This is a genomic window from Chelativorans alearensis, from assembly GCF_010993735.1.
GTDB classification, from domain to species: domain Bacteria; phylum Pseudomonadota; class Alphaproteobacteria; order Rhizobiales; family Rhizobiaceae; genus Chelativorans; species Chelativorans alearense.
On record NZ_WQNI01000005.1, the window covers coordinates 217,950 to 232,890 of the forward strand.

Annotated in this window: 12 protein-coding genes; 7 read left to right on the forward strand and 5 right to left on the reverse strand. The window is 64.8% G+C overall.

The features are described from left to right. Nucleotides 1-221: 221 nt before the first annotated feature. A complete protein-coding gene (gene gltB, locus GPJ75_RS09400) occupies nt 222-4,949 on the reverse strand; it encodes a glutamate synthase large subunit (protein ID WP_163267402.1) in 4,728 nt (1,575 codons plus the stop codon). 486 nt (nt 4,950-5,435) lie between these two features. Here gltB and GPJ75_RS09405 point away from each other — a divergent pair, with 486 nt between their 5' ends. Next, the gene (locus GPJ75_RS09405) at nt 5,436-6,479 is read left to right on the forward strand and encodes a threonine aldolase family protein (RefSeq protein WP_163267765.1); all 1,044 of its coding nucleotides are present in this window, start codon (nt 5,436-5,438) and stop codon (nt 6,477-6,479) included. 138 nt (nt 6,480-6,617) lie between these two features. Here GPJ75_RS09405 and GPJ75_RS09410 read toward each other — a convergent pair whose 3' ends face one another. Further along, on the reverse strand, nt 6,618-7,652 hold the full coding sequence (locus tag GPJ75_RS09410) for an omptin family outer membrane protease (protein WP_163267404.1): 1,035 nt from the start codon (nt 7,650-7,652) through the stop codon (nt 6,618-6,620). Nucleotides 7,653-7,873: 221 nt separating this feature from the next. Here GPJ75_RS09410 and GPJ75_RS09415 point away from each other — a divergent pair, with 221 nt between their 5' ends. Genes GPJ75_RS09415 through GPJ75_RS09430 form a run of 4 tightly spaced genes read left to right on the forward strand, consistent with a single transcriptional unit; the run spans nt 7,874 to nt 10,439 of the window. Continuing rightward, entirely contained in the window at nt 7,874-8,197 is a 324-nt protein-coding gene (locus GPJ75_RS09415; protein WP_159588429.1) for a BufA1 family periplasmic bufferin-type metallophore, read from the forward strand. Nucleotides 8,198-8,225: 28 nt separating this feature from the next. Then, complete coding sequence (bufB, locus tag GPJ75_RS09420) at nt 8,226-9,137, forward strand: MNIO family bufferin maturase (RefSeq protein WP_163267406.1); 912 nt, start codon at nt 8,226-8,228, stop codon at nt 9,135-9,137. Then, complete coding sequence (locus GPJ75_RS09425) at nt 9,130-9,945, forward strand: HvfC/BufC N-terminal domain-containing protein (RefSeq protein WP_246248996.1); 816 nt, start codon at nt 9,130-9,132, stop codon at nt 9,943-9,945. The genes bufB and GPJ75_RS09425 overlap by 8 nt, the downstream gene beginning before the upstream one ends. Next, nucleotides 9,942-10,439 (forward strand): DoxX family protein, encoded by a 498-nt coding sequence (locus GPJ75_RS09430; protein WP_163267408.1) that lies wholly within the window; start codon nt 9,942-9,944, stop codon nt 10,437-10,439. The genes GPJ75_RS09425 and GPJ75_RS09430 overlap by 4 nt, the downstream gene beginning before the upstream one ends. A 54-nt stretch (nt 10,440-10,493) precedes the next feature. On the opposite strand, the gene GPJ75_RS09435 is transcribed toward GPJ75_RS09430, so the two are convergent. Beyond that, nucleotides 10,494-10,961: an Hsp20 family protein gene (locus GPJ75_RS09435; protein ID WP_163267410.1), complete on the reverse strand. Its 468-nt coding sequence runs from the start codon at nt 10,959-10,961 to the stop codon at nt 10,494-10,496. Nucleotides 10,962-11,426: 465 nt separating this feature from the next. On the opposite strand from GPJ75_RS09435, the gene GPJ75_RS09440 reads away from it, so the two are divergent. After that, a complete protein-coding gene (locus GPJ75_RS09440; RefSeq protein WP_163267412.1) occupies nt 11,427-12,389 on the forward strand; it encodes an alpha/beta fold hydrolase in 963 nt (320 codons plus the stop codon). Nucleotides 12,390-12,478: 89 nt separating this feature from the next. Here GPJ75_RS09440 and hisN read toward each other — a convergent pair whose 3' ends face one another. Both hisN and GPJ75_RS09450 read right to left on the reverse strand, forming a co-directional pair. Next, nucleotides 12,479-13,261, reverse strand: a complete 783-nt coding sequence (gene hisN, locus GPJ75_RS09445) for a histidinol-phosphatase (protein WP_163267414.1) — start codon at nt 13,259-13,261, stop codon at nt 12,479-12,481. A 221-nt stretch (nt 13,262-13,482) separates the two neighbouring features. Next, nucleotides 13,483-14,373 carry an N-formylglutamate amidohydrolase gene (locus tag GPJ75_RS09450; RefSeq protein ID WP_163267416.1) on the reverse strand — a complete coding sequence of 297 codons (891 nt, stop codon included), beginning with the start codon at nt 14,371-14,373 and terminating at the stop codon, nt 13,483-13,485. Nucleotides 14,374-14,576: 203 nt separating this feature from the next. On the opposite strand from GPJ75_RS09450, the gene cpdR reads away from it, so the two are divergent. Then, entirely contained in the window at nt 14,577-14,939 is a 363-nt protein-coding gene (gene cpdR, locus GPJ75_RS09455; RefSeq protein WP_159588443.1) for a cell cycle two-component system response regulator CpdR, read from the forward strand. The last annotated feature ends 2 nt before the right edge of the window (nt 14,940-14,941 follow it).

Sequence of the window (14,941 nt, forward strand, 5' to 3'; positions counted from 1 at the left end):
AGTTTCTAGTCCCGGCAACCGGGAGAATTTCGTTTCACTGCCCGCCGCAGGCGCCCTTCAGATCGGTGGCCACGATGGGCCCCAGTACCAATAGGCAAACCCCACGGCCACGCCCAGTACAACGATCTCCGCTCCTGCCCTGCCGGTCACAAAGTAAACCGTTACCGGCACCAAAAGGGCGATCAGGAGCGAGATCAGAGCGTGGGCGAGCTGCAGCGCGCTCACTCCGCCGCCAATCCCATCCGCATGCGCTCCATCTCCTCCAGTGCCCGGCGGTACTCGACCGGCATGACCTTGCGGAACTTCGGCCGGTAGTCGGCCCAGTTGTCGAGGATAGCCCGGGCCCGCTCGGACCCTGTGTAGCGGAAATGGTTGGAGATGAGATGCGCCAGGCGCTCCTCGTCGTGGCGGGTCATGTCGCCGGACACGTCGACGCGGCCCATATGGGCGATGTCGCCGCCGTGGTGGTGCAGCTTTTCGAGGATCTCGTCCTCTTCCGGCACCGGCTCCAGCTCGACCATGGCCATGTTGCAGCGCTCGGCGAAATCGCCCGCCTCGTCCAGTACATAGGCGACGCCGCCCGACATGCCGGCCGCGAAGTTGCGGCCCGTCTGGCCGAGCACCACGACGAGACCGCCCGTCATGTATTCGCAGCCGTGGTCGCCCACGCCTTCGACGACTGCAACCGCGCCGGAGTTGCGCACGGCGAAGCGTTCGCCCGCCACGCCGCGGAAGTAGCATTCGCCCTCGATGGCACCGTAGAGCACCGTGTTGCCGACGATGATGGAGTGCTCCGGCACGATGGCGGATTTGGCGGAAGGCCGGATGACGATGCGTCCGCCCGACAGCCCCTTGCCGACATAATCGTTGGCGTCACCCTCGAGCTCGAAGGAGATGCCGCGCGCCAGGAAGGCGCCGAAGGACTGGCCCGCCGTGCCGGTAAGCCGCACGGAGATGGTGTCGTCCTTGAGCCCCTTGTGGCCGTAGCGCTTGGCCACCTCGCCCGAGAGCATGGCGCCCGTGGTGCGGTCGATGTTGCAGATATCGGTCTCGAAGGTGACCGGCTCCTTGCGCTCCAGCGCCGGCATGGCTGCCGCGATCAGCTTGCGGTCGAGGATATCCTCGATCGGGTGCTTCTGCCGCTCGCTCCAACGGATCGCCTCGCGCGGTGCCTCGGGCTTGAAGAAGACGCGGGAGAAGTCGAGCCCCTTGGCCTTCCAGTGGTCGATCATCGCCCGCTTCTCCAGAAGGTCGGACTGGCCGATGATGTCGTCGATCCTGGTGAAGCCCATCTCCGCCAGAAGGGCGCGCACTTCCTCCGCAACGTAGAAGAAGTAGTTGATGACGTGCTCGGGCGTGCCCTTGAAGCGCTTGCGGAGCACCGGATCCTGGGTGGCAACGCCCACCGGGCAGGTGTTCAAGTGGCACTTGCGCATCATGATGCAGCCGGCTGCGATGAGCGGCGCGGTGGAGAAGCCGAACTCGTCGGCCCCCAGAAGCGCACCGACGATCACGTCGCGCCCGGTGCGCAAGCCGCCGTCGACCTGCAGCGCAATTCTGCTGCGCAGGCCGTTCAAGACCAGCGTCTGGTGCGTCTCGGCAAGACCCATCTCCCAGGGGCTGCCGGCATGCTTGATGGAGGTGAGCGGCGAGGCGCCGGTGCCGCCGTCATAGCCGGCGATGGTGATGTGGTCGGCGCGCGCCTTGGCGACGCCCGCCGCCACCGTGCCGACGCCGACTTCCGAGACGAGCTTGACCGAGACGTCGCCCGAGGGATTGACGTTCTTCAGGTCGAAGATGAGCTGCGCCAGGTCCTCGATGGAATAGATGTCGTGGTGCGGCGGCGGCGAGATGAGGCCGACGCCCGGCGTCGAATGGCGCACCTTGGCGATGGTCGCGTCCACCTTGTGGCCGGGAAGCTGGCCGCCCTCGCCGGGCTTGGCGCCCTGCGCCACCTTGATCTGCATCATGTCGGAGTTGACGAGATATTCCGTCGTCACGCCGAAGCGCCCGCTCGCCACCTGCTTGATGGCCGAACGCTCGGGGTTCATCGTGCCGTCGGGCAGCGGCATGAAGCGATCCGCCTCCTCGCCACCCTCGCCGGTGTTCGACTTGCCGCCGATGGCATTCATGGCGCGCGCCAGCGTGGTGTGCGCCTCGCGGCTGATGGCGCCGAAGGAGATGGCGCCGGTGGAAAAGCGCTTGACGATCTCCGCCGCCGGCTCGACCTCCTCGACGGATACCGGCTTGCGCCCGGCCTTCCCGGCGGTCTTGATCTCGAACAGGCCGCGAATGGTCTTGGCCTTGGCCGTCTCGCCGTTGATGAGTTCGGCGAACTCCTGATAGTTCTCCCACGACCTCTTGCGCACGGCGTGCTGCAGCGTGGCCACGGCATCCGGCGACCATGCATGCTCCTCGCCGCGGATGCGGTAGTTGTACTCGCCACCCACGTCCAGGAAGCTTCGAAGCACCGGATCGTCGCTGAAGGCAGCTGCGTGGCGGGAAACCGTCTCCGCCGCGATCTCCTCCAGCCCCACGCCCTCGATCGTCGTGGCGGTGCCGGTGAAATATTGCTCGACGAAGTCGGACCTCAGCCCCACCGCATCGAAAATCTGTGCGCCGCAATAGGACTGGTAGGTGGAGATGCCCATCTTGGACATCACCTTGAGGATGCCCTTGCCGATCGACTTGATGTAGCGCTTCACCACTTCGCTCGGGTCGACCTCGGGCGGGAATTCGCCCTTGGCATGCATGTCGAGCAGCGTGTCGAAGGCGAGGTAGGGGTTGATGGCCTCGGCGCCGTAGCCGGCAAGGCAGCAGAAATGGTGCACCTCGCGCGGCTCTCCCGACTCCACGACGAGGCCGACGGAGGTCCTGAGACCCTTGCGGATCAGGTGGTGGTGCACCGCCGCGGTGGCAAGCAGCATGGGAATGGCGATGCGGTCCGGGCCGATCTGCCGGTCCGACAGGATGATGATGTTGTAGCCGCCGGCCACCGCCGCTTCCGCCCGGTCGCACAGCCGGTCGAGCGCGCCGATCATGCCCGCCGCCCCGTCGAGCGCCGAATAGGTGACGTCCAGCGTCTTGGTGTCGAAGCGGTCTTCGGTGTGGCCGATGGAGCGGATCTTCTCGAGGTCGCCGTTGGTCAGGATCGGCTGGCGCACTTCGAGCCGCTTGCGGCGCGAGTTGCCGACGAGGTCGAAGATGTTGGGCCGGGGGCCGATGAAGGAGACCAGGCTCATCACCAGCTCCTCGCGGATCGGGTCGATCGGCGGATTGGTGACCTGGGCGAAGTTCTGCTTGAAATAGGTGTAGAGCAGCTTCGACTTGTCCGACATCGCCGAGATCGGCGTGTCGGTGCCCATGGAGCCGATGCCCTCCTGGCCGGTGGTGGCCATGGGCGGCATCAGCATCCTGACGTCCTCCTGCGTGTAGCCGAAGGCCTGCTGCCGGTCGAGCTGCGAGACATCCTGCCTGAGCTCGCGCGGCGCCACGGGCTTCAGCTCCTCCAGGATGAGCTGCGTGTTGTTCAGCCACTCGCGGAAGGGATGCTTGGTGGCGATCTGCGCCTTCAACTCGTCATCGGAGATGATACGCCCCTCATTAAGGTCGAGGAGCAGCATGCGGCCGGGCTGCAGCCGCCACTTGGCGACGACATTCTCCTCCGGCACCGTCAGCGCGCCGGCCTCCGACGCCATGATGACGCGGTCGTCGTCGGTGACGAGGTAGCGCGCGGGCCTGAGGCCGTTGCGGTCGAGCGTGGCGCCGATCTGCCGGCCGTCCGTGAACGCCACCGCCGCCGGCCCGTCCCACGGCTCCATGAGGGCTGCGTGATATTCGTAGAAGGCCTGCCGCTCGGGGCTCATCAGCTTGTTGCCGGCCCAGGCCTCCGGGATGAGCATCATCATGGCGTGCACCATCGGGTAGCCGCCCTGATTGAGAAACTCCAGCGCGTTGTCGAAACACGCCGTATCCGACTGCCCTTCGTAGGAGATCGGCCACAGCTTGGAGATATCGTTGCCGAAAAGCTCCGAATCCACCGACGCCTGGCGCGCGGCCATCCAATTGACGTTGCCGCGCAGCGTGTTGATCTCGCCGTTGTGGGCGACCATGCGGTAGGGGTGCGCCAGCTTCCAGGAGGGGAAGGTGTTGGTGGAGAAGCGCTGGTGTACCAGCGCCAGCGCCGATTCGAAGCGCGAGTCCTTCAAATCCCGGTAATAGGCACCGAGCTGATAGGCCAGGAACATGCCCTTGTAGACGATGGTGCGCGCCGACAAGGAGACGTTGTAGAAGCCGTCGTCGCGCCCCTCCGTCTCTTCATGGATACGGCCGGAAACCACCTTGCGCAGGATATAGAGCCGACGTTCGAAATCCTCCTCGTCGGCGATGCTCTGGCCGCGGCCGATGAAGACCTGGCGGTGCACCGGTTCCGAAGCGACGATCTCCGGCGCCTTGGAAAGGCAGGAATTGTCCACCGGCACGTCGCGGAAGCCCAGAAGCACCTGTCCCTCGGCGCGCGTGACCTCGGCGATGATCTCCTCGATATGCGCTCTGAGTTCAGCGTCCCGCGGCATGAACAGATGGCCGACGCCATAGCTGCCGGCCTCCGGCAGTTCGATGCCCTGTTTCGCCATCTCCTCGCGGAAGAAGCGGTCGGGAATCTGCACCAGCATGCCGGCGCCGTCGCCTACCAGCGGGTCCGCGCCCACCGCGCCGCGATGCGTCAAGTTCTCCAGCATCGCCAGGCCGTCTTCGATGATGGAGTGCGACTTGGCACCCTTCATATGCGCGACGAAGCCGACGCCGCACGAATCGTGCTCGTTGCGCGGGTCGTAGAGACCGCGCGCGGACGGCAGGCCGGCGGGAAAAGCGGTACGTTTGGCGGCAGCCGTCCGGGTCCGCACGGCGGGCTCCTGCCCGGTCGGTACAGATGGCGTCATGTCCGTCATCGCTTCATCCTCCGCGTTCGGCCCTCCTGGGCGTCGGGTCTATTTCGGGCGGCCCTCGTGTCGACGGCGCATCCCGGTTGGTCGGTCGGCGTATCTTGCGAAAAGCCGGAAGAACGCTTTGCCGTCTCTCCCACGGCGCGCTTCTTCTAATAGGCGATGCGCAGGATTCCCCTCCTGTGCCCCACCACATCCGCGCATTCTTCTGGTGCCTCGGTGCCGCTATTATAGCGCAAACCGGCCCGCGAACAGCGGATAAATAAGACAGTACTCCTGTCCTATTTGCTCACATGCCAGAAAACGGCGCGCCGCACAAGACGAAAATGCAAAAAAACCGCTCCAGCGGAGCAACAAAGTTGCGGCATTTGCGTCACTTAGGCAAGTTCACGAGCGTTCACAGGCTGCCGCGCCATCCGCCTTACTTAAGTCTTGAATCCGTGCCGGCAACACGCAAGGGTGCGCCCACAACTTAAAGGTCTCCCAATGCCGATCAATTTTGCTTCCGACAACTGGGCCGGCGCCCATCCCGCCATCGCGCAAGCGTTGACCGAGCAATCGCGTGGCTTTGCCACTGCCTACGGCCTGAGCGACCTCGACCGCGCGGTGGAGGAGCGCTTCTACGAGATTTTCGAGCGCGAGGTGGCGGTCTTCTTCGTCGCCACCGGCACGGCCGCCAACGCGCTTTCCATGGCGCTTGTGAACCGGCCGGGCGGCGTCATCTTCTGCCACGCGAACGCGCACATGCTGGAGGACGAGGGCGGGGCCCCGGAGTACCTCACCGGCGGCGCCAGGACGCACGGCGTCGAGGGCGCGCTCGGCCGTGTGGGGACTGAGGCGCTGGGAAAAGCGATCCGGCAGTTTCCCGCGGAATTCGTGCACATGGGCCAGCCCATGGCCGTCTCCATTACCCAGGCGACGGAAATCGGCACGGTCTATCCGCTGGACGAGATCGCCGCCATCTCTGAGACCTGCCGCGCCCACGGCCTGCCGCTGCACATGGACGGTGCCCGCTTCGCCAATGCGCTCGCGGCCCTCGACACCACGCCGGCGGAGATGACCTGGAAACGCGGCGTCGACGTCGTCTCCTTCGGCGCCACCAAGAACGGCTGCTGGTGTGCCGAGGCAATCGTCGTGATGGACCCCGCACAAGCCCGCGACATGCCTTTCCTGCGCAAGCGCGCCGCCCACCTCTTCTCCAAATCGCGCTTCATCGCCGCCCAGTTCGACTCCTATTTCCGCGACGACCTGTGGCTGAAGAACGCCCGCCATGCCAACGCGATGGCGGCGCGGCTGGCCGGCCACATCGGGAAGTCATCGAGGCTGCGGCTCGCCTGGCAGCCCGCCGCCAACGAGGTTTTCGCCATCATGGCCTCGCCGACGTTCGAGGAGCTCAAGGCGACCGGTGTCATGTTCCATCCCTGGCAGGCACCGCACGAAGGGCTGATCGGCGAAGGCGAGATGCTCACCCGCTTCGTGACCAGCTTCGCCACCAGCGAGGAGGAGGTGGACCGGTTCGGAGGCATGATCGCCTGAAGCGAGCCGCATGCCCATGTCGCAATGATGCAGTCCTGACAGATGGTACCCATCTGTCAGGACAAATCGCCCCACCAGATCAATAGCTTGTGGGCTGGCTAACCCAAACGGATGGGTACATCCGGTTGGGTCGGACCACTAGAAGCGGATGCGCGCGCCGAGGCCAAGCGTCAGCGTCCGCAAGGACGCGCCGGCCGCATCCTCGGCATAGGCGCTGTCTCCTGTACTGTGGTCCAGAGCGCGAATATCGCCCTTCATCTTGAAGTGGTTCTCATACCGGGCGAAGAGGAACGCATCGCCCGCACGCGAAACCGGCACCGATGCCCGAAACTGCAGCCCCAGATAAGGGCTGGAGTGGAAACTCTCGCGGAATAAGATGGATCGCTGCCAGTGTTCGTCGCGATCGCTCGCGCGCACCGTGACACCTCCCAAAACTTCGGCGTCGAGGGAGATCACGCCAAGCTTGGCAGAGGTGCCGACGCCTCCGTATAGGACCGGGAACTGCTGCTGATAGGTGATGCCCCGCTCCCCGTCGGGGAATACACCGACATAGTCGCGGAAACCGTCCTCGGAGGAATAGACGAAGTCTCCGCCGTAGGCAGTCATCTTCAGATCCGTATAACGGGCACCGCCGAGTAACTTCAGCGCAAGGCCTTGCCTTCTCCATACAGCGTAGCTGGCGCCAACATCGAACGCGAAGTAGTGATCCAAGCGGGTATCGGGGTGCCGGGACCGGTCTGTCCACTCGCCCGACCCGGGGTCCCAGGCCCAGTCGTAATCGGCCATGAACGCATCATGGTGGATCCCCACCGTCGCCGACCCGAAGACCGTCCACCTCGGCGTGAGATCATACTCCGCCCGCGCCTCGATCGCGGCCGCCGAGGTGACGTCCCAGATCAGCCTGCTGATGGTCGATCCTTCAAAATAGACATATTCATTGGCGCGGACGTTGAAATACCCGGCGCCCACGGAGATCCGCAGGTCGTCGTCCTCGAGGCTCCCCTGGCTGGAACGGTAATCGATGATACGGCCTCGCCACGGATCGTGGATCGTGTCCGCGGCGAAGGCTGGGGCAAACGGCGAGAGAAAAGCCGCGGATGCCAATGCACCCGACATGAGCAAGGACTTCAATATCGAACCCTCTCCGGAAAATGCTGCTGAATCGGCGGTCAATGGCTAATCGCCATACGGATAGGTTGCATTATACGAAAATTTTCCGCAACCGTAAGATGAATAACAGTTTGGAAGCTGACTTGTTCCACCTTCACGTTGGCGTCATCGGCTCGTTAGAGTTTCATCGCGCGGCGTTGATTTCCAAGTGACTGCCTCCTTTGGGAGAAGGGAGCGGCCGGTGATTGACCGGCTTTTTTTTGAACCCCAAGAGGAGAGAGTTCATGTCCACGAAGACCCTTATTGGCGCCGCTTACCTGGCGAGTGCCGTCACCGCCGCGCTGGCGACCGGCGCCGCCGCCGCTCCGCTGAGCGAGGCCGAAGTCAAGGCGGCGATGGATGCCGGCATGGAGAAGTGCTACGGCGTCGCGCTCGCCGGCCAGAACGACTGCGCGGCCGGCCCCGGCACCACCTGCCAGGGCACCTCGACCGTGGACTATCAGGGCAATGCCTGGAAGTTCGTCGCCGGAGGCACCTGCGAGACGATGGAGCTTCCCGGCGACCGCATGGGCTCGCCCGAAGCGCTCGACCGCGACATCCCGTCCTGATCGGAAACTGCCGGAAAGGGAGGCACCCATGGCCGGTATGCCTATCGTCAACCGCGTCGAGGCGGCCCGCTTTCCGGCATTCCCCGTGGGCGGGGCTGCCGGGGCTAGCCTGAAGCCGGAGCACCTTGCAGCCATCCACGCCGACCCGGCCCCGGTCGGCTTCTTCGAGATCCATGCGGAAAACTACATGGGCGCCGGCGGCCCGCCCCACGCCGCCCTTGCCGCCATCCGCGAGCGGTGGCCGGTATCGCTTCACGGCGTATGCATGTCCATCGGAGGCCCGCAGCCGCTCGACAAGGGTCATCTAAAACGTTTCAAGTCCCTGGTCGACTGCTACGAGCCGGCGCTGGTGTCGGAACACCTCGCCTGGTCGACCCACGAGACGACCTATTTCAACGACCTGCTGCCGCTGCCCTATACGCAGGCGACGCTCGACCGCGTGGCAGAGCATATCGAGGAGATGCAGGAAGCGATCGGCCGGCCGATCCTGCTTGAAAACCCTTCGACCTACGTCATCTTCAAGGAATCGACGCTTGCCGAAACGGAATTCCTGCGCGCGCTTGTGCGACGCACGGGTTGCGGCCTGTTGCTCGACGTCAACAACGTCTTCGTCTCCGCCACCAACCATGGCTATTCGGCGCTGGAGTATCTCGCCGACTTCCCGCTCGAACATGTCGGCGAAATCCATCTGGCCGGCCACGCCGAGCAGGAGGACGATGAAGGCGCGCTTCTGTTGATCGACAGCCACGATGGGCCGGTGGCGGATGCCGTGTGGAAGCTCTACGGGATCGTGATCGGCCGCCGAGGCGTCGTTCCAACGCTTATCGAATGGGACAGCGACATTCCCGAGTGGCCGGTGTTGAAGGCGGAGGCCGCAGCCGCTCAGGTAATCCTCGACCGCCACGCGGTATCGCAGATGCGGAGCATGGCCCATGGTTGAGCCGGTCATCTCCATGGCAAAAAAGGCGCGTAGCCGCCTCGCCTATGCGGCCGCATTCACGCCGCCGTTGCTCGACCCCGAGGCCAGGGAGCCCGAACTGATCGCCGGGCCGAACGGCAAGGCGGCGAAGAAGCGCTACAACGTCTACCGCAACAACGTGACGGTGAGCCTCGTCAACGCGCTGGCGGACACGTTTCCGGCGACGCAGCGCATCGTCGGCGAAGAGTTCTTCCGCGCCATGGCCAGGATCCACGTGCGGCAGAGCCCGCCGGTATCGCCGCTGCTGTTCGAATACGGGCGCGGTTTCGCGGATTTCATCGAGGGCTTCGAGCACGCGCGCACGCTTCCCTATCTCGCCGACGTCGCGCGCATCGAGCGCGCCTGGCTCGACGCCTATCACGCCGCCGACGCCGCGCCGCTGAAGCCGGATGCCCTCGCCTCGATCCCGCCGGAAAGGCTCGGGCAGGCGGCCTTCACCGCCCACCCGGCGGCAAGGATCGTGCGCTCGCGCTTTCCCGCCGTCACCATATTCGCGCTGAACCGACAGGAGGGGGCCGTCGGCCGGCTGGAGACCGCCGAGCCGGAGGACGGCCTGGTGACGCGCCCGCGACTGGATGTCTTCGTGCGCCGCCTGCCGCCCGGCGGTGCCGTGTTCCTGGAAAGACTGATTGCGGGCAAGCCGCTTGGCGAGGCAGTGGCTGCGGCATTGGAAGACAACGCAAGGTTCGACCCGGCCGCCAATATCGCCGGGATGCTTGAAGCCGGCGTATTCACAGCGGTGGCGGTATCAGAAGGGGGAAGACGATGACCGATATGCAAGATGCCGGTTACGCGGACAAACACGCGCTTTCGAAGCTGGTCGAGCGGGCAAACGCGCTCGTGAGGACGATCGCCTTTCCCTCGCTGACGCAACTTGCGCTGCGGCTGGCGCTTGCCGTCCCCTTCTGGCGCTCGGGCGTCAACAAATGGGATGGCTTCCTGGATCTCAACGACGTGGCAGTGCTTCTCTTCGCCCAGGAATTCAAGCTGCACCTGCCCGGTGGGCCTTACGGGTTTCCAGCGCCCGGCATCGTCGCCTTCCTCGCGGGCTCGGCCGAAATCCTGCTTCCGCTGCTGCTCGTCGTCGGGCTGGCGACACGGCTTTCCGCCCTCGGCCTCCTGGTCATGACGATCGTCGTCCAGCTTACGGTGCCGAGCGGCTGGCCCCTGCACCTCACCTGGGCGGCGATGGCACTCGCCATCATGGCGTGGGGGCCGGGCAAGGCTTCGGCCGATCATCTCCTTGCGCGGTTCGCCAGATAGCAAAAGCGGCGCCCGAAAGGCGCCGCTCTGCCGTCTCGATAAAGACCGAAGGCCTTACGCGGCCTTGGATTCGATCTGCTTCGACTTCTGCTTGGAGGACGTGATCGCGATCTTGCGCGGCTTCATCTCCTCGGGGATGTTGCGCACGAGGTCGATGTGCAAGAGGCCGTCCTTCAGCGTAGCGCCCTGCACCTCGACATGGTCGGCGAGCTGGAAGCGCCGCTCGAAAGTGCGCGAGGCGATGCCGCGATAGAGCAACTCGGCACCCTCCTCGTTCCGCTCATCGCGCTTCTCGCCCTTGATCGTCAGCACGTTGCGGTGCGCCTCGACCGAGATATCGTCCTCGGAGAAGCCGGCAACGGCCATCGAGATGCGGTAGGCGTCCTCGCCCGTGCGCTCGATGTTGTAGGGCGGGTAGGTCTGCTGGCCGCCATCAAGCTGGCCAAGCGAATCGAGCATAGTGAAAAGGCGGTCGAAGCCGACCGTCGAACGGTAAAGCGGGGAAAAATCGACATGACGCATGGTCTGTCCTCCTGTTGAGCAACAAGTTTGCGTTTGGCCACGGGAACCCGTCTCGGCGCTCCCATTCTGGCCAGCGACCCCATTCACGGCGGCCGCATGCCAGATTTGGGTATTTTTCGCGCGCGGTTCAAGTTCGGGGAGGACAGCGCCCAACCGCCGCGAGAAGCGAAAGATGAACGCAACCTGAACGAACCTTTCGCCTTACGTTCAGACATGCGGTTTTACCTTTCACCCATCGCACTTCCGGGGCACATGCAACCGTCCCTTCCATGTGTCTCGGTTGCCGGGGGTGGTGTCCTCGCACCATCCCCGGTGTGCGACAGACAGCACGCTCCCTCATGAAATCCTTTGCGTTTGACGAGCCTCGTCTCTATCACGGTGGCTAGTGGTGCGATCCTGACAGATGGTGCTCATCTGTTTGGGTCAGATCACTACAGCATCGGCCCGAAAGCGGCGAACCCGACCATGTCCGACCTGCTGCGCGAAATCCCTGAAAATCCCGTGCCGAAGGGCGCCGTAGCGGGCATGATGACGGCGGACGACGGGGTGCGCATCCGCTATGCCCGCTTCCCCTGCCGCGCCGAGAACGGCACCGTCGTGCTGCTGCAGGGGCGCAACGAAAGCATCGAGAAGTATTTCGAGACGGTGGGCGACCTCGCCAAGCGCGGCTTTGCCTCCGCCTCGCTCGACTGGCGTGGCCAGGGCGGCTCCGACCGCCTTTTGCCCGACCCGCGGTGCGGGCATATCGAGACCTTCGACGACTACGTTGCCGATCTCGACCGCTTCTTCACGGAGATCGTGCTGCCGGACTGCCGCCCGCCCTATACCGTGTTCGCCCATTCCACCGGCGCGCTGATCGCCCTTCTGGCGAGCCCGCACCTTGCCAGCCGCGTCAGCCGCATGGTGCTCCTCGCACCCCTCCTCACCTTCACGACGCCCCTGCCGCTGTCCCTGGTGAAGGCGCTTGCCAGCGCCTATTTCGCCGTCGGCCTGGGCAGCCGCCCCGTCCCCGGCACCAGCCGGCGCGGCATCGAGATACCGTTCGAAGCCAACCGGCTGACCAGCGATCCCGCCCGCTACGCACGCAACCAGGCGCTGCTGCGCGCCCATCCCGAACTCGGCCTCGCCAATCTCTCCACAGCCTGGCTGCGCGCCGCCTTCACGGCCATGGAGCGGGTGCGCGCGCCGGATTTCATGGCTGGGGTGCGTCTGCCCATCCTGTTTCTCGCCGCCGGCGGCGACCAGGTGGTCTCCACCCCGGCCATAGAGCGCTATGCCCGGGGGCTGCGCTCGGCAAAGGTGCTGACCATCGACGGCGCGCGCCACGAGGTCCTCCAGGAAGCCGACTTCTACCGCGAGCAGGCTCTTGCCGCCTTCGAGGCCTTTGCACGGCCGGTGGCGATCGAAGGGGTGAGTGGTGGTGCTTGAGGATGCCTTCACTCCCGCTCTTCGACAGGCGATTGGTGAGGGATGTGCCGGCGCCCCGTCGCGCCTGGATGGCCGGTTCCGTCTTCCGCTTAACCCTGCAACAGCGCCAACGCCCTTTCATGCAGCTCCGGCGTGGCGGCGGCGACGATGTCTCCGCCGGCCTCCGCGCGGGCGCCATCCCAGGTGGTGACGACGCCGCCCGCCTGCTCGATGATGGGAATGAGCGCCACGATATCGTATGGATTGAGGTCGCACTCGATCACCAGGTCGACATGGCCGGCCGCCACCATGGCATAGGCATAGCAGTCGGTGCCATAGCGCGGCAGGCGCACGGCCGTTTCCACCCGGTCGTAGAGCGCCCTGCGCGGCGCGTCGAAGAGCGCCGGCGTGGTGGTGCACAGGGTTGCCTCGGAAAGGTGCTTGGTGCCACGCGCGGCCAGACGCCGCGCGCCTCCCGGTCCCTCGTAATGCGCGCCGTTTCCGTCGGCATAATAGAGCTCCCCCGTGAAGGGCTGCGACATCATGCCGGCCACCGCCTTGCCGTCGATGGTGAGCCCCACCAGCGTACCCCACAGCGGCAGGCCTGAAATGAAGGCGCGGGTGCCATCGATCGGGTCGATAACCCAGACATGGCTGTTGTCGGCCCCTTCCGTGCCGAACTCCTCGCCGATGATCCCGTGATCGGGAAAATGCTCGCTGATCAGCGTCCGGATGGCCGTCTCGGCGGCGCGGTCGGCCTCTGTCACCGGGTCGAACCCGGCGGCGTGCTTGTTGGCGACGTCGCCGCCCTTGCGGAATCGCGGCAGGGTCTCGGCGGCTGCGGCAGCGGCGAGGCGGCGCATGAAATCGGGTGTGGGATGGCTTTCAGGCATCGGATTCCCCCGCGGCGACGCGGTTATCCAGTTCTTTTTTGCGCAATTTCGGGCTCAGGGGTTGACAATTGTGCAGCGCAACATAGAATTTGATTCGGATAGTTGATTCTATCTATGCCCTCCTTGGGCGTTTCCTCCCTAGACTCATGACCGTGTCGTGTAAACGATACGGTCTCTTTTTTACCCCCGCCGCCACCCGGGCAGAGCGGACGTGCGCCCTTTCATTCCGCGGCCATGGGCACGGTGAGGAAGTACTGGTCGGGGATCATCGTCAGCGTTCGTACGAATTCGGCCAGATCGTCGGCGAGCGCGCTGAAGCCTTCGATGCGCTGCAGCGTCCGCTCGTTCATGTAGAGCCCACGGTTGATCTCGATCTGCAGGGCGTGGACCTGCTCGACCGGCCTGCCGTAGTGCTCGGTGATGAAACCGCCGGCATAGGGCTTGTTGTGCGCCACGGCATAACCCCTGGCCGCGAGCAACGAAATGGCGTGCTCTGTCAGCCCCGGCGCGGCGGAAGAGCCGAAACGATCTCCAATGATGAAGTCCGGCCGCAGCGATCCGTCGCCGACACGGATATTGGCCGGCATCGAGTGGCAGTCGATCAGGATGGCATAGCCGAAGGTGTCCCGCGTCCGCTGCAAAAGCTCGGCAAGGCAGGCGTGGTAAGGGCGGTAGATATGCTCGATGCGCGACAGCGCCTCGCCGAGCGGCAGGCGTTCGCCATAGATATCGAGCCCCTCGCCCACCAGCTTGGGGATGGTGCCGAGGCCGCCGGCCACCCGCGGCGAGCGGATATTGGTGAAGGAAGGCACCGGCTCGCGGAACATGCGCGGGTCGAGTTCCCATGGCTCGCGGTTCACATCGAGATAAGCGCGCGGGAAGTTGGCGCTGAGCAGCGGTGCGCCGAGAGAGGCGGCGACGGAGAACAGTTCGTCCACATAACAATCTTCGGAACGCCGGATGGTGGCGGCGTCGAGCCGGCTCATCGCCAAAAAGCGGGGCGGATAGTGACGCCCGCTATGCGGCGAGTTGAAAACGAACGGGATGCGCTGCTCGCCCGCCGTCCGCACCTGGAAAGCTGGGATGTGGGAAAAGTCCGCCTGTGCACTCATCTGGGTCTTGAGCCCTTTGGAACCTTTGCATCTTGCCCCTTTGAAGCCTGCCACCCGGACAGCCCCCTGTCCAGAGCGCAAGCTTGCGCGGCACTCTTCCGCTGCCATCATTCACTTGATATTTACCATGCCGGAATCATATAGCGTGATATATGGCGGTCGCCCTTCGTATCGGGCGCTCGGGGTCTGTTTCGGAAGTTAAGATGGCACGAATCCTTCTCGCGGAAGACGACGACGACATGCGGCGTTTCCTCGTCAAGGCGCTGGAACGCGCCGGCTACGAGGTAATCGATTTCGACAACGGCGCCGGCGCCTACGAACGGCTGCGCGAGGAGCCGTTCTCGCTGCTTCTGACCGACATCGTCATGCCGGAGATGGACGGTATCGAGCTTGCCCGCCGCGCCACGGAGATCGATCCCGACCTCAAGGTCATGTTCATCACCGGCTTTGCCGCCGTGGCGCTCAACCCCGACTCCAACGCCCCGCGCGACGCCAAGGTTCTTTCGAAACCTTTCCACCTGCGCGACCTCGTCAACGAGGTGGAGAAGCTGTTGCAGGCGGCCTGAAA